The following is a 15,047-nucleotide window of genomic DNA, read 5'->3' as shown; positions in this document are numbered from 1 at the left end:
CCTGATTAGTTATTGGTTTCTTTAGCGCTGGCCTGAAACTCGTCGTGATATTTGAATTTAGGCTCTCCAGTATAGACACCATCTAATTTGTAATGTTCATGCATGGCTTTTTCGTCCTTGACCATTTCATCGAACTTGAAGGTGTATTTTTCATCCACGTCCGGAGTGAACGGGGTGTAAGGAGGTTTGGCACCCTTCCACGGTGATCCTTCATAATTCAGGTGGCAGGCATTGCAGCTTTCTTCAAAGTGGAAGTCCTGTCCTTTATCTGCCGGTACTTTACGTGAGGTGGTTTTGCCGGATTTCTCAAAGGCCTGCCCCGCCTTGCGATGATCACCTCGATACTGCCGCCCCGCTCCATGGCAGGATTCACAACCTACTGCAGCCAGTACTTTTTTCGGAGAATCAATGCTGTAACCGCCTTTTTTGTTAAAACCGTCCACATGACAACCCACACAGTCCTTGTCCTGGGTGTAGTCTTTGGCCGGGTCAAGTTTGGCTTTGATCTTGGCTTCTTTTTTGGCGTTAGGCTCGAGCGATTTCATCGCTTTGGCATGCGCAGTTTTGCTCCAGGATTTGGCTTGTGCCTTGTGGCATGAGCTGCATTTCTTGCGGCCTTCAAATGGTGCTTCTGCTGCCATGAGATTGCCAGTCATTAGCGTAAAAAGCGCCACAACCAGCAGTTGGGCGAGAGTGATGAGTTTCATTGCTTCTCCTTTTGTTGGTGGACGGTTGTTCGAGTCAGCCAGCTGGTTGCCGGTTATTTATGTGCTCGTTTGCCTTGCAACCGCTCTGATTTTATCAAAATGCCTTGCGATTCGCTCGCTGCCCGTATTGTACCCGATCACGACAGACTGTAAATCATTGCAAGCAGGTATCCCGCAAGATTTAGTGTTCATTCGTCACGCTAGCTGGATGGTTGTTCTGTCGGTAGTTTGTATACCCAATACCCGCCTTGCTGGTAGATCAGTTGCAGGGCGTCAAGCTCCAGCGGCGCTGGGCGGTCCGTTAGTGGCAACAGCGGTGCCAGCAGGGTCTGATAGCTCGCCTCGTCAGTCAGGAAGAAGGCACGAATCAGTTCGTCTGACAGTGACTGCAGGGTGTAGGTAGTGTAGCCACGCCGGCCCATTTCGGTTTTGAGGTGGCTGATCATGCCATGTATGTTACCGGTCATGCGGTAGTTTTTATAGGCCACTCCCAGTTTGTCCGGGTACAGCAGTCCCAGCTTGTACAGGTCGGTGACGTGTACAACCAGGTAGGTTTCGCGGTTGGGATCGGATAGTTTGCGCAATTCGGCCAGCCCCGCTTCAAGTGGCTCTGTCAGCGCATGAGTGAAATGCTGGAACCGGGTGCGCTCCTCATCGCTTACTGCGGTCGCAACCTGTTCGCTCTCGTAGGCAAGAATGGCAGTACGTTGTGCCTGCCAGCTGTCCGGAATGATGAGGGGTTCATGCAGTGGACTGCGGAATAAAACGTTGCGTCCAGTCAATAAGGCCAGTTGCGCAGAGGTGTCCCACCATGCCAGAATCAGGGCGTCTGCTGCAGCATGTTTGTCGATGGCGGCTGCCAGTGTACTCAGCTCGGCAGGCTTGCGATCGAGTATTAACAGCGGTTCGCTGGTCAGGTTTTCCCAGTCGAGCAGTACCGGGGAATGTTGTGCACGCCGTCCAAAATAGGCGTGAGCAACGACCTGGTCTATCTCTGGTACATACACTTCATACTGATCAATGGTCAGGTCCGGCCATGCGCTCAGCTCCAGTTGCGGAAATTTGCTGCTATCACCCGTCTCCAGTAATTGATAGCGATACGGGGCGGTCCCAGGGGTGAACCATAGCCAGGCAAACCAGATGAGCAAAACAAAACCTCCCGTTACCAGCAGGATGCCAAGTAACGGGAGGACTTTGTCCAGCCAGCCCGCTTGCGCGGGCCGGCCGGTCGTCAGTGGCTCACTCAAGCCTGTTTCCGCTTGCGACTACGCCAGCCAATCAAGGCCAGTGTGCCCGCGAGCAATAGGCCACCGCCCAGTCCGCCCAAGGAGATTTTTTCCTCAGGGGTGGTGATGTCCAGCAGGCTGGTTTTCTTGCCGTCCAGTTTGTTCACACGTTCTTGCAGGGCAGCCATTGCCTGCATTTTGGTATGTTCGTCCTGAATTTCAACATAGGCACGGTTGATCGGTCCCCAACCTTCGGTATATGTCCAGCCACCCGGGTTGGTGTGGGCCAGGCCTACGTGCATTTTCGCCAGGTCATTTTCAGCCATTTCCAGTACTTTCAGTTCGATCGAGGCGGGATTGTTGCCTTTCGACCAGAAGAGCTGGGTGAAAATGTGGAAACCAGGCTTCTCTGGTTCCGGTGGCGCAGGACGGTTGGTTTTCTGTCCCGTCAGGTTGCCCGTCTTGTACAGTTTTTCAACCAGTTCATGCGCTTCCTGATATTTGGCCAGTCCTTCCAGCGTACCTTTGTCCATCAGCTCAAGGTAGGAACGGGCAAAGCGTTCAGAGTGACACTGGGTGCAGGTAACCACCCAGGAGTCAAGCCGTGCTTCCGACCAGTCGCTGGTGATGTTTTCTGCTATGCCCGGAACAAACGGGTAGTTCGCCCAGCGGATTTTACGTGTGATGTTGTGGGTATATTCGCCTTCATATTCAAAATGGCAACCCGCACAGGTCGGCGCGTTCTGTCCACCTACCGCGTAGGCATCTTTCAGCGGCGCTTCCCAGTTCCATTTGTCTCCCAGCATGGCAACCATCTTGCCGTGCTTGGACATCGAATAAGTTTCCCAGTTGTTGTGGTCTACCCCGCTGTGGCAGGTGGCGCACGCTTCTGGTTTACGCGATTCCGCCGCAGAGAATTCATGTCTAGTGTGGCAGGAGTCACATTTGTTCTGGTTGGTATGACACATGGTGCAACCTTCTGCAACTTCCCGTTGCGGCATCGCGGCCCAGACAGTGGTCTCAACGTTGGCGCTGTAATCCAGCGCATGGGACGGACGACCATCCGGCCATTGGCCATTCGGCCAGATCATGGTGTCACGTTCGGATTCCCGTTCGGCAAATTCACGCAGGTGACAGGTTCCACAAACGTCCGCCGTTGGCATAACCAGGTCTTTGCTGTGATCAATCTTTTGCTTAGAGTCCGCATTGATCGATACGTGACAGTCAATACAGCCCACTTCTTTCAAAGGCTCTTTTTCGCCTAATTTGCCTATCGAACGCAGGTTGGCTTCGACTTCTTCCAGCTTGGCTTTCTTGTAGTAGGTCGGATCACTGGGTTGCAATTTGCGAACCTTGTCAAGGTTGGCATGCGTGCTGCGCTTCCAGGCCTGTACCCATACCGGCGACTCATCCGTGTGACATTCTACGCATTCCTTGCGGCTGGCTTTGTCACGCATCGAGGTAGGTGGTTTGTAAAACGTGGCCGGATCCAGGTACATGCTGTACGGAATCGGTTCCCAGTATTCCCCCATCGTGCCTTTGCCCGCCCCTTGTGCAGGATCCTTGTAACGCTTGACTAACGCTTCATGTGTCTCCTTCGGCGTCGCCTTGCTCCGATCCAGACCCAGTGCTTCATACGTTACGTCCGGTACCGACGATATGTTCGCCTGTATCCCACCAGCTACCATCAAACCACAAGCTAGCAGTACTCCCTTCAGCCAAAATCCGGCATGCATGTCTCTCTCCTTATTCCTTATTTATGATAGATATACTATTTTTCAGTTGCAAACAGCACAACTTCAACCCATAGCTTTGATGGCGCCAGAAAGACGACTCTTATGTCTTGAAGCCTTATTTTTGTGAAGAATTCCCTTTCCTGCAATTGAATCGATGATACTCACTGACTTCCTGAATGTGATTTCTGCTTGATTTTTGTCACCTGAAGCAATCGCAGTTCTAATAGCCTTGATTGCGGTCCTCAGTTTAGAACGCAAACCAAAATTACGTTCGCGCTGCTTGATCGTTTGCCTAGCTCTCTTTTTAGCTTGTGCAGTATTCGCCATAGTTTCTATGTACCCTTTTATTTATTACCAATTGCTGATATTTTGCATGCCGCGTGATTCTACGTTTATTTTAAATTTAATGCAAAAATAGTCTCCCGCTGTAACACGGAATTAGCAATCCGCTAGCTGATTACGCTCCGCAACTTACTATTTACTCATACCAAATAGCCTACCCTCTCTTTTTTCGACAGAGAAACTATTAGTCTTTCTCCCAAAGAAAAACTAACTAATTCAGGGCATTTCCGAATAATCGCTATCCTGAAAACGCTGCTGTATGCTCTTTACTTTGCCCTCATTAGCGAGTAAAGCCTCCACACAGTCTCGATCCAGCTTGTCATCTGCAAGACGTTTAAGCATGGCAAAAGCTTCCTGGTTTGACCAGGCGGCTTTGTAGACGCGCCGGGAAGTTAGGGCATCGAATACATCTGCAACTGCACTGATACGGGCTTCAATGGGTATTTCATCACCGCGCAATTGCCTTGGATAGCCGCTGCCATCCATAGCTTCGTGATGATATTCAACAATATTGCGCAAAATCTGTACATGACCAAATGTACCCAGATTAAAATCCCGCAGAATTTCATCAATAATTTCTCTACCTTTCTGTGGATGGGTTTTCATGACAGCAAATTCAGCATCATCCAGTTTGCCGGGTTTACGTAATATTTTATCCGGTATGCCAATTTTCCCTATATCATGCAGCGGCGAAAACAAAAAAATATGTTCAATTTGTTCATCAGACAACTGATAGATACCTGCCAGCTGAAGCGCAATCAATCTGGCATAATGTGCCGTACGATCAACGTGAGAGCCGGTTTCAAGATCGCGGTAATGGGTCATGCTGCGTGCCACCCGGATAGCTGACAGTAATGTTCGTATGGCAGTTAATTCATTGATAGCCATCAATGCGATCAAATGCCCATAAATATCTATCTGACGCAAAACACTCGGATTAAATGGATGCAACTCCAGTGAATTGAAAAAAAGAAACCCGATAAACGTGCCGCTTTGATAAAGCGGCATGGTGTAGCTTGAGCGATAGCCTTTTGCCTTTATTTTTTGCGTGTGGATATGTGACCCTTGGTTAAAAATAGCCAGATCCTGCACCAGACGTGGCCGGCGCTGCTGAATAATTTCACGCAAAGACGGCGCATCGTCCAATGAAGTCTCATAGGCAGCCAATGGCGTTGCTTCTCCAGCAGTGCTATGTGTATAGGTCTTCAGTACATCGGTTTGTTGATCCAGCAGAGCAATCGATAAACGACTGATGAATGGAAAATCCTCTTGAATCAGCTGGTGGAGAAAATACAGCTTCTCCGAAAGAGGTCGATCTTCATGGAGTCGAGCGAGCACATCCTGGTGTGAAAACAGATTTTGTTGCTGAGCTGGCATATTATTTTTTAATTGCTAAGGGTCCCAAGGTAAATTAAAACTGCAAGTTGAGTTTGTGCAAAAGATAACCCGGCCTATATAGGCCGGGTTATCTTTTTGGATCGACTAGCTTTTAATTTACCTTAGAAAGGCTGTGGCTGAGGTGTTGCGTTATTAGAGGGCGGCAGAATTGGCAAATTGAATTCCGGTTGCTTGCCCGTCAAGGTTTTCAGGAACGCAACAATGCTGGCAATTTCCTTCTGGTTGAAGTCAAGATCAAGCTGAATTTTTCCCATGACCTCAACCGCCTTCTCCAACGTAGCTGCTTCTCCGTCATGGAAGTAGGGATAAGTCAGTTCAACATTGCGCAAGGTGGGAACCTTGAATACGTACTTGTCCTGCTCCTTCCCGGTTATATCCATGCGCCCCACTGCTGGATTCCTGGTTATATAAGGATGAACCACTCCCATTTTTTGATATGAGGTTCCGCCAACTGCTGGTCCATTATGACATTGGGTGCAACCGCTACTTTTAAACAATTCATAGCCCTCGATCTCATGCTGATTCAACACACCTTTATCGCCTTCCAGCCACTGGTCAAATCGGGAGCCTGGTGTTACCAATGTTTCTTCAAATGCAGCAATGGCAGTGGTAATCCGATCAATATTAACTGCATCTGTTCCAAATGCCTGTTTAAATTTAGCCACATACTGAGGCATAGAAGCAATCACTTTCACAGCTAATTCATGAGTGGACGCCATTTCACCGGGATTAGCAATCGGCCCACCCGCTTGCTCTTTCAAATCTTTGGCGCGACCGTCCCAGAACTGAGCCAGATTCATGCCTGAATTCAGGACAGTTGGTGCATTAATTGGACCCTGCTGCCATTTGTGACCAATTGAAGTCTTGATATTATCCGTACCACCCATGCTCAGATTGTGACAGGAATTACAGGAAATGAAGCCGGACCTGGAAAGTCTTGGATCAAAAAACAGCATCTTGCCAAGCTCTGCAACTTCTGGTTTTTCAGGGACTACCACTTTGATGGGCTGTATCGGTTCGTTGGCTGCGAATACATAAATTGGTGCAAACATTACACCTGCAAGTAACGATATAGTTAACACTTGTTTTATCATAATTCCTCTCCTGGTTACATCGGCTGTTATGGCACAGCCAGTTACGCTTTTCAAGAATTAAGCTTGCGGGCGCATCTCTAAAAATCCACATTTCGTCACGACACTATGCGCTACGCCGCTTAAAAAAGCCGCTTTCCAGCATACCAATTATATGCTGCGTCAGCATTTTTTATTCACGCCTGGTCTTGTTCAGAACTCTGAATTTTTAAAAGCGCCCTACTTACTAGTTTTAGTGGATTTTCCTGAATAAGCAAGGCCCTGCTTGCCATGATTTCTGTAGGCCGCATCATTTCCAAGAATAACCTCCTCTCCCAGTAGATGTGATAATTCTATCAGTGCCTCACGGTAAACCTGCCGCTTGAATTCGACCACGGAATCAAGCTCTACCCAGTAATGATTCCAGCGCCAGGCATCAAACTCAGGATGGGAGCAGGTATGGAGTGACACATCGCTATCACGCCCCAACAAACGCAACAGAAACCAAATCTGTTTCTGTCCCTTGTAATTGGTACGCCAGTCCCGACGTGTCCAGCAGGAAGGCACTTCATACCGTAACCACTCGCGCGTTCTGCCCAGAACCTCCACATGCAGCGGTTGCAATCCAGTTTCCTCCGCCAGCTCGCGATACATGGCCTGCGTCGGCGTTTCACCTGACTTGATACCGCCCTGAGGAAATTGCCATGATTCATGCCGGATACGTTTTCCCCAAAAAACCTGATTTTCCTTATTCAGCAGGACAATGCCAACATTTGCTCTATATCCGTTACGGTCTATCATTTTGTGCACCCGATATCTTATATCAGATAATATTTTTATCTGTGATTTTATACTATTATATCAATTACCCTGCATTCTACTGCTCTCTATCCGCGTTCCGCTTTTTGCCAAGCATACGTCAGCCTTGAAATTGAGCGTAATATCGCAGAATCACTTCGAGAAACCAGACGAATACGCTTTGATATGGGTTATTTCGCGGTAAAATCACAGCTTTCTACTATGGTAATGGAATCCTATCATGCGCGTTTCGCAATTCTTGCTTTCCACTCTTAAGGAAGCGCCTGCTGAAGCGGAACTAATCAGCCACAAATATATGTTGCGCGCTGGTCTGATCAAGCGACTAGGCAGCGGTTTGTACACATGGATGCCGCTTGGTCTGAGAATTTTGCGCAAGATTGAGCAGATCATTCGTGAGGAAATGAATCGTAGCGGCGCGCTGGAGATGCTAATGCCAGCAGTCCAGCCTGCGGAGCTATGGCAAGAAAGTGGACGTTGGGATGTTTTTGGTCCACAGATGCTGAAAATACGAGACCGACACAAACATGATTTCTGTTTCGGACCAACCCATGAAGAAGTGATTGTGGATGTTGCACGCCGTGAAATTAAAAGCTATCGCCAATTACCACGTAATTTTTATCAGATACAAACCAAATTTCGCGATGAAATCCGCCCACGTTTTGGCGTGATGCGCGCGCGTGAATTTATCATGAAAGATGCCTACTCTTTTCATGCGGATTTTGCCAGCCTCGAACAGACCTATGCACTCATGCAGGCGACTTACAATCAGATTTTTACCCGTCTTGGCTTGAAATTCCGGGTAGTTGCAGCAGATACGGGTGCGATGGGTGGCAGCGCTTCGCATGAATACCATGTGCTGGCAGATTCAGGTGAAGACGCAATCGCCTATTGCCCAGATTCTGACTATGCAGCCAACATAGAATTAGCAACCGCACCCCCTCCGCAGCTACCTCATCAGCCTGTCACTACCGGGCAAATACAAAAAGTAGCAACACCTGATCGCAAATCCTGTGATGACGTTGCGCAATTTTTAAAGATTCCCGTGGCGCAAACGCTCAAATCGCTGGCTGTTATTGCTGGCGGTAAATTTTATTTACTGCTGCTGCGCGGTGATCATCAGCTCAATGAAATCAAGTTGCGTAAACTGCCTTTTCTCGCGGATTTCGAATTTGCCAGTGAAGAGCGTATTATCGAGGAACTGGGCTGCCCGCCTGGGTACCTCGGCCCGGTTAAAACCCATGTTGAAATTGTTGCCGATCCTGCCGTAACGGCAATGCAAAATTTTGTCTGTGGCGCAAATGAAGAAGGCTATCACTTCACACAAGTCAATTTTGGACCTGATCTGGCGCTACCACTCAAAGTGTTTGATATCCGCAACGTGGTAGCCGGCGATCTATCCCCTGATGGCAAAGGAACGCTGGAAATCTGCCGTGGCATTGAGGTCGGGCACGTCTTCCAGCTACGCACACGCTATGCGGAAAAAATGAAGGCAACTTTTCTTGATGAATCCGGGCATTCCCTGCCAATGGAAATGGGTTGCTATGGTATTGGCGTGTCACGCATCGTCGCCGCTGCAATTGAGCAGGGCCATGATGAGCGCGGCATTATTTTTCCGCTAACCATCGCGCCTTTCCAGCTTACCATCATCCCGGTCAACTATCGTAAAAGTGAACTGGTTCGAATTGAAGCAGACAAGTTTTATCAATCCTGCCTGATGGCAGGCATCGAAGTACTGCTCGATGATCGGGAAGAGCGGCCCGGAGCTATGTTCGCCGACCAGGAGCTGATCGGCATTCCACATCGTATCGTAATCGGTGAACGCGGTCTGCGCGAGAATAAACTGGAATACCAGGGGCGCCGGGATGAAGCTTCCCGCCTGCTACCGCTGGCAGAAGCTCTGCTATTCATTGTGGGTTTAATCAATCGGCACTGATCGTAGTAAATTTTATATATCCTGATCCGGGTAATGGTGAGTGGTGCGGTTGGGCAGTTACACTAACCTGTCCCAACAAACATCTATAGACGCATACATAAAAAAGCCAGAATCGCAAACTAAGCGATTCTGGCCCAAAGGAATCGGCAAGAAGTTACATCAAGTTACAATTATTCCAGACCGATCGCCCAGCCACCTTTTGTCCAGTCATCGTTTTCATCCGCGAAGGCGCCAATATAGTTTGTTTTTACGAAAAATGGATCATTGGTGGAAGGAGGTGCACTGGTAGTCAGTGGTGAACCGAAAGCTGGCAGAACACCATTCAACTGTGGATCACCGACGACGTTACCCGGTTGAGAATTGAACCAGTCGCTGACTTTGAAAGGCACTCCATCCTGATCGTTGAATGCTATGCCGCAGTCCACATGAGTATTTTCCATTGTTAGTACACCGCTTAAATTACCTGGAAACCCTGCAATTTCAAAGGTAGTAGAGTCATCAATGGTCACACAACTTTTGCCATAACCGGTGATGACTGAATTATAAATATTAGCTGCTGTACCACGTCGCAATACTATTCCGTGGCCACCAGCCCCCGTTCGGGAACCAATCATGGTGAAATTGGCAATTTGTCCGCGCGAGCGTGGCAGGCTGTTGTTATTAGATTGATTATTGTCTGCCTCGATTCCGGCGTCACCGGTATCCGAAGCTCCGACCATTAAAACAAATTGAGCTTTTCCATTCCAGCCAGTCTGCCAGTCAAAACCGTCATCATCGTTGCCGGTAGCAATGAGATGCGTTAGATTGACGGTGCCACCAAACATTTCGAATCCATCATCCAACCCTCTGTGACATTGCACAAAATCAATTATGGTTCCTGAACCAACACCCAGCAGTGTCAAGCAGTTTAACTCTGCATTCGGGCGGGTTTTAAAACCGGCAAAGCGAATGGAGACATATTTGAGGACACCGCTGTTGTCAGTCGGATTATTGCCACCAAAAGCTTCAAAAATATTCGCTTCATTAACTTGCTCGCAGACGGGCACACCTTCCGAACAGCCGTTCACAGGCGCATTGCCAGCCAGCAGTAAACCACCCCATTCTCCTGGCTGCACTTCATTTGCCCCAGTCATCACGATCGGATGTTGCGGTGTGCCAATTGCCTGAATTTTAGAACCACGGCGCACCTGTAGAAAATCCAAGCCAGAACGACCACCGATCCGCGTGCCTGGTTCGATGGATAGCGTGGCACTATCGACATTATCACCACCAACATAGACTCCGCCATCCAGTATCCATATAATATTGTTGGTCAGCATAGCGTCTTGTCCAATCTGACCCCGAATAACACAACCATTCGCAACTCCAGCGAATGGCTGGGCAAAGACGGGGCAGCCACGAAATGCCACTTCATGATAATGCTTTACCTGGAAACGTAACGGATTGGAACCCGGGATTAGTTGCAGAATAGAGTTATATTTGACGCCGCCAATATCCACGTTGGGAACGTATACCTGCCCGGTAACGGGGTCATAATGAGAACGTTCTGAATCGGGCGTGGAAATCAACGCCGCATTCAGCAATTCCAGCTCCAAGTTACCATTGCCAGTGTCGATCACACTTAATTTAACACTGAAAGTGCCTGCATTAACGTGAGTTCTGCCATTTGGCACATCTACTGCTGCAATATCAACGGTGTTGTCACCAGGATTAAATTGCGCACTTGCTATCGCTGCTGAGCTACAAAATAGCATCCCCAAAGAAATTGCCAAGGAAATAGCATTTTGTTTAAATGGATTGGACTGATTCATATCAATTGCCCTCTGTACTGGAAGAAAATTACTGGGATCCGTTTACGTGAGACTTCAGCATGGACTTTAAGTTTATTAGCTGTTTTTTTACAAAACCGCGACATATTTATGACAAGTTGTTACAGATATTCCTCCCGTTTCCTTAGCGATATAAGAGCTGATGATACACTAGCAGGCATCCTGAACTTTAGCTGGTTTTATCTCAAAAATCCAGAACTAGTCTCATCCTAAATTCCCTTCCTAGAAGAAAACTACGTGTCAGTTTACCTCCCTGTAAAACACGTGCACGATTGTTCAGTACGTTGTGCGCATTGAAAGTAAATGATAGATTTTTCATGAGATGTTGTCGAAATACGAAATCGACACGGTGTCCGGCTGATCAAATTTATCCGGTGCATCAAGTGAACCAATTTCAGCGATACACCTCCCATAAGTGTTATAAAGCAACGTCGCCATGGCGCCTTTGTCTGGGCCTGGATCGTCATAACCTAGCCGAAAATTGAAGGTACAGGGGGAATGACCTTGGAGTGGCCGAAAATTGGTGGTTTGCACAATCAGGTTCTCTGGTTTCAACTCAATTTCTGATTTTGACCAGGTATAGTTGGTAGAAACAAAAATGTGCGCCAGACTAGAATGAATAGAATCCAGATGCTTCATTAGTTCCACCTCAACCCCGCAAACATCTGCTACCCGCACCCCTACCGTACCCGGCAATAAAATCAACTCGATTGGATTATTAAACGTTTCCCAGAACCCCCCAATAGACACACTTCCTTCGGAGAGAAATAATATTCCCAGCGTACATCGTAATGCTTGACATCGACCTGTTGTAGACCCGGATTACCAATGGTGATCCGATCGGTTTCAGGGTCAATGAAAGACGCGAAGGAGAACTCCCTAAAATCAGGCCTCGACACGGTTTTGCGATATCCGGGGACCTGTCCTGGTTAAACAGCTCGAAGGTTTTGACCCGTTGATCGTTGTCTTCCACTCTCAATCCGGTTAGATCGTGGTCGCGAAACAAGAAAAAAGTGTATTGCCCTTTTCGGTTTTTGTGCTGCGCGGTGATCTCCAGCGATATGATATGGCCAGGCGCATTCAAAAGTTCTAATCGGAGCGGTCTTGTCATGGCCTGTGGTATGCTTTATTTTTCTAGTTTCGCGACCTGACTCTTAATCTTTCTAATCAGGCAAGCTGCTGTCTGACAGAAATGCACCTCCCCGATTTAATCTTGTTGATCGTTGTCATTTTGCGGCTCTCCTTCGACACTGTCTGGTAACTTTTCTATGTCGTGTTACGTCTCTTTATGGAATCTAGCCCGGTCATCGCAAAGTGCCGCGATGACCGGGCAATGGACGGCTACCGACGCGCCGAGCGATTGTTGATTTGCGGGAAGGCCATGCCCACGCGTTGCACAAGCGGTGTCTCGGCGGATGACCCGCCAACGTACACCCGGTAAATGCCGGCATGCGATACCCACTCTCCCTTGGCCCATGCTGCAAGGTCGTCCGGGTCGTCCGGCACGAATGAGGAGAAGGGATGGTTGGAAGCGGAGGCGTCTATATCAACGGTGATGCGAGCACTCTCGTTGGGCTCGAGGAACACCTTCTTGAATCCGACTAGACGCTTGGATGGCTGATCTGCCTGCCGTGGCAGTTCGAGGTAAATCTGCGATGCCTCGGCCCCGGCGACAGAACCGGTGTTGGTAAGAGTGTACTCGACCGTCAGCACGGGTACGAGTTCAACGAGCCGACGATAGAAGCGCTGTGGAATGTTTTCCCTGTCGGTGCCCGGAACCGGCACCTGTTCGAACACGCGACGATATCTCCGCTTGAGCCTCAAATTGTCGTACTCGAAGGTCGTGAATGAGAGGCCGTGGCCGAAGGCAAACACCGGTTTGACGTTATTGGCCTCGTACCAGCGATAACCCATCTCCAGGTTTTCGGAATAGTGGCTGACAAGCTGCGGGCTGCCATCGCCGAGCGGAAATCCTGGGCCGCCGGGCAGACCGTTGTTCTCGCGTGTGCCCGGGTATTGCATCTCGGTAGCGAAGGCCGCCTCGTGTTCGCTGGTCGGAAAGCTTACGGGCAATTTGCCCGACGGATTGATGACCCCAAATAGGATATCGGCAACTACGTCGCCGTCGTCCTGACCCGGAAACCATGCGGCCACGAGGGCAGGAACGAGGTTGAGCCAGTCCATGATCACGCCACCCGCGGAATACAGTACCACGACGTTGTTAGCGTTCGCCGCCGCAACCTCGCGCACGAGTTGATCCTGTTCGACACAAACCTCACCGGCCACTTTCACGGCCATTCCTCCGGGTTCGGACAAACCGGAGTCAGAAGAGTCAGACGGGTCTGGGATGGGGGGGGAGCCACCGCCATTGTTGGTACATAGTGTGGGCAGCGTGAGATTCACCAGATCACGTGTCTCGCGCGGATTGGTCCCCACCATGAGGATAACGACGTCGGAATTCATTGCCAGACTGACAGCGGACGCAATATCGGTGCCGTCATTGTAGGTCACCGTGGCGGACCCACCGATTTTGGCCAAGGTATTTTCGAGTCCTTGCTTCGGCGTCACAGTGTAGGGTGCCACAACCGTGGTGAGTTCGGTCGGGCTGAGGTTGCGCGGCGGCATGGTGGCCGAACCGGCAAACCACTCGTGGCCGATCAAGGCGATCGACCGGACGCCGGGTTTCAGTGGCAAAATGCCGTCGTCGTTCTTGAGCAATGTAATGCCCCCTTCCACGAGCGCACGTGCCTTGGCAGCGTTGGCGCCGAGGTCGACGTCGACGATACGGTCGAAAGGATTTTCGAACTGGCCGAATTCGAACATTTTGACGTAACGCGGTTTGAGTGCCGCGTCGATATGCTGCTCGGTGATATCACCCGCCATCAACGCTGCCATGACCTTGTCTTCGGCATAGAACAGTGGGGCGGAGTCGAGTTCGTAACCAACGCCCGCCAGCAGCGCATCCACAGTGCTATGCATCGCACGCCGGTCGCTTTCCACCCATCCATCAAAGCCCCAGCGCTGGCGCAGGGTCTGAACCAGCAGTGCGTGGTTGTCGCAGGTGTAAGCACCATTGAGGTGTGGGAACGCGCACATCATCGATGCGGGCTGCGCGTCCTTGACCGCCATCTCGAAGGGAAGTAAATAAAGTTCATGCAGTGCGCGGCTGGGAATACGCACGGCTGCGGTCCAGCGCTCGAACTGGAACTCGTGTTCATTGCCGGCAAAGTGCTTTGGCTGTGCCTGAACGCCCTGCGACTGGATGCCCTTGATTTGGGCGATGGCGATGGTACCGGCGAGATAAGGATCCTCGCCCGGGGATTCCTGACCGCGACCGGCATACGGCGAGCGCATAAGATTAATGACCGGCCCCAGCAGCACCTGGTGCGCGAAGGAAAAAGCTTCGGAGCCCACCACTTCCCCCCAGCCCTCCACCCGTTCCGGGTCGAAACTGGCCGCGGCCAGCGTCATCGATGGCCCGGCCGTCCTGACGGGCTCGGGCGTGCAAGCGCCGCCGCGGATACCGTTACCGCCATTGATCTCGCGGAAAGTTGGAATGCCCAGTTCGGGAATGCCCGTGATGTGTCTCCCCAAACGCGTAAAGCCGCATTCAACGGTCCCGCCTCCTTGAGTGAGATACGTCCCTGACGGGAGATCTATGTCTTCGGCGCGGTTGCTGATCTGTTGAATCTTCTGCTCCAGCGTCAATGCGCCGATCAATTGATCGGCGCGCTGTTCCGCGCTGGGGCCGGCGATCTGCGCGACGGCGGTAGTTGACAAAGCAATCACGCCAAGTACGAACGCACCAGCAATCGGGAGCCGATGCAAGTGGAAGTTCTTACGGATCATAACAGTTCTCCAATGATGATCGCTTCGAATAGCGAGGCTGAACTAGCATAGTGTGGCACCATCTCTTCTTTACGTATCGCTGTCAAGGCTATTTTAGCTTTGAATCCTATTGAATATTGCATATGTGTTTTTCTCATG

General features: G+C 50.0%; 12 protein-coding genes. 1 reads left to right on the top strand and 11 read right to left on the bottom strand.

Annotated features, from left to right (window positions below):
- Positions 1-5: 5 nt before the first annotated feature.
- From cycA to NSMM_RS08390, 7 genes are all read right to left on the bottom strand, one after another.
- Entirely contained in the window at positions 6-707 is a 702-nt protein-coding gene (cycA, locus tag NSMM_RS08420) for a cytochrome c-550 CycA (RefSeq protein ID WP_090286517.1), read from the bottom strand.
- 200 nt (positions 708-907) lie between these two features.
- Positions 908-1,954, bottom strand: coding sequence for a hydroxylamine oxidation protein HaoB (gene haoB, locus NSMM_RS08415; protein WP_090285168.1), 1,047 nt, complete (start codon positions 1,952-1,954; stop codon positions 908-910).
- Positions 1,951-3,669: a multiheme c-type cytochrome gene (locus NSMM_RS08410; RefSeq protein WP_090286515.1), complete on the bottom strand. Its 1,719-nt coding sequence runs from the start codon at positions 3,667-3,669 to the stop codon at positions 1,951-1,953. The genes haoB and NSMM_RS08410 overlap by 4 nt, the downstream gene beginning before the upstream one ends.
- Positions 3,670-3,732: 63 nt before the next feature.
- The gene (gene rpsT, locus NSMM_RS08405; protein WP_090286513.1) at positions 3,733-3,996 is read right to left on the bottom strand and encodes a 30S ribosomal protein S20; all 264 of its coding nucleotides are present in this window, start codon (positions 3,994-3,996) and stop codon (positions 3,733-3,735) included.
- 231 nt (positions 3,997-4,227) lie between these two features.
- The gene (locus NSMM_RS08400) at positions 4,228-5,388 is read right to left on the bottom strand and encodes an HD-GYP domain-containing protein (protein ID WP_090286511.1); all 1,161 of its coding nucleotides are present in this window, start codon (positions 5,386-5,388) and stop codon (positions 4,228-4,230) included.
- Between the two features lie 122 nt (positions 5,389-5,510).
- Positions 5,511-6,503: a cytochrome-c peroxidase gene (locus NSMM_RS08395; protein WP_176753900.1), complete on the bottom strand. Its 993-nt coding sequence runs from the start codon at positions 6,501-6,503 to the stop codon at positions 5,511-5,513.
- Between the two features lie 216 nt (positions 6,504-6,719).
- Entirely contained in the window at positions 6,720-7,280 is a 561-nt protein-coding gene (locus tag NSMM_RS08390; protein ID WP_090286509.1) for an RNA pyrophosphohydrolase, read from the bottom strand.
- Positions 7,281-7,518: 238 nt separating this feature from the next.
- On the opposite strand from NSMM_RS08390, the gene NSMM_RS08385 reads away from it, so the two are divergent.
- Complete coding sequence (locus NSMM_RS08385) at positions 7,519-9,231, top strand: proline--tRNA ligase (RefSeq protein WP_090286507.1); 1,713 nt, start codon at positions 7,519-7,521, stop codon at positions 9,229-9,231.
- A 170-nt stretch (positions 9,232-9,401) separates the two neighbouring features.
- Here NSMM_RS08385 and NSMM_RS08380 read toward each other — a convergent pair whose 3' ends face one another.
- The 4 genes from NSMM_RS08380 to NSMM_RS15620 form a co-directional block, all read right to left on the bottom strand.
- The gene (locus tag NSMM_RS08380) at positions 9,402-11,042 is read right to left on the bottom strand and encodes a hypothetical protein (protein ID WP_245654743.1); all 1,641 of its coding nucleotides are present in this window, start codon (positions 11,040-11,042) and stop codon (positions 9,402-9,404) included.
- A gap of 333 nt (positions 11,043-11,375) precedes the next feature.
- Positions 11,376-11,810 carry a hypothetical protein gene (locus tag NSMM_RS08375; RefSeq protein WP_090286505.1) on the bottom strand — a complete coding sequence of 145 codons (435 nt, stop codon included), beginning with the start codon at positions 11,808-11,810 and terminating at the stop codon, positions 11,376-11,378.
- Between the two features lie 591 nt (positions 11,811-12,401).
- Positions 12,402-14,909 carry a glycoside hydrolase family 3 protein gene (locus NSMM_RS08370; RefSeq protein WP_090286503.1) on the bottom strand — a complete coding sequence of 836 codons (2,508 nt, stop codon included), beginning with the start codon at positions 14,907-14,909 and terminating at the stop codon, positions 12,402-12,404.
- A complete protein-coding gene (locus NSMM_RS15620) occupies positions 14,906-15,046 on the bottom strand; it encodes a hypothetical protein (protein ID WP_176753899.1) in 141 nt (46 codons plus the stop codon). The genes NSMM_RS08370 and NSMM_RS15620 overlap by 4 nt, the downstream gene beginning before the upstream one ends.
- Between the last annotated feature and the right edge of the window lies 1 nt (position 15,047).

This window comes from Nitrosomonas mobilis, assembly GCF_900103035.1.
GTDB classification, from domain to species: domain Bacteria; phylum Pseudomonadota; class Gammaproteobacteria; order Burkholderiales; family Nitrosomonadaceae; genus Nitrosomonas; species Nitrosomonas mobilis.
This window is presented reverse-complemented; position numbering and strand designations above follow the sequence as displayed.

Excerpts from the sequence above, each read along its gene's own strand:
- cycA (WP_090286517.1), bottom strand. The coding sequence starts at position 707 with ATGAAACTCATCACTCTCGCCCAACTGCTGGTTGTGGCGCTTTTTACG.
- NSMM_RS08410 (WP_090286515.1), bottom strand. The coding sequence starts at position 3,669 with ATGCATGCCGGATTTTGGCTGAAGGGAGTACTGCTAGCTTGTGGTTTG.
- rpsT (WP_090286513.1), bottom strand. The coding sequence starts at position 3,996 with ATGGCGAATACTGCACAAGCTAAAAAGAGAGCTAGGCAAACGATCAAG.
- NSMM_RS08400 (WP_090286511.1), bottom strand. The coding sequence starts at position 5,388 with ATGCCAGCTCAGCAACAAAATCTGTTTTCACACCAGGATGTGCTCGCT.
- NSMM_RS08395 (WP_176753900.1), bottom strand. The coding sequence starts at position 6,503 with ATGATAAAACAAGTGTTAACTATATCGTTACTTGCAGGTGTAATGTTT.
- NSMM_RS08390 (WP_090286509.1), bottom strand. The coding sequence starts at position 7,280 with ATGATAGACCGTAACGGATATAGAGCAAATGTTGGCATTGTCCTGCTG.
- NSMM_RS08385 (WP_090286507.1), top strand. The coding sequence starts at position 7,519 with ATGCGCGTTTCGCAATTCTTGCTTTCCACTCTTAAGGAAGCGCCTGCT.
- NSMM_RS08380 (WP_245654743.1), bottom strand. The coding sequence starts at position 11,042 with ATGAATCAGTCCAATCCATTTAAACAAAATGCTATTTCCTTGGCAATT.
- NSMM_RS08370 (WP_090286503.1), bottom strand. The coding sequence starts at position 14,909 with ATGATCCGTAAGAACTTCCACTTGCATCGGCTCCCGATTGCTGGTGCG.
- NSMM_RS15620 (WP_176753899.1), bottom strand. The coding sequence starts at position 15,046 with ATGAGAAAAACACATATGCAATATTCAATAGGATTCAAAGCTAAAATA.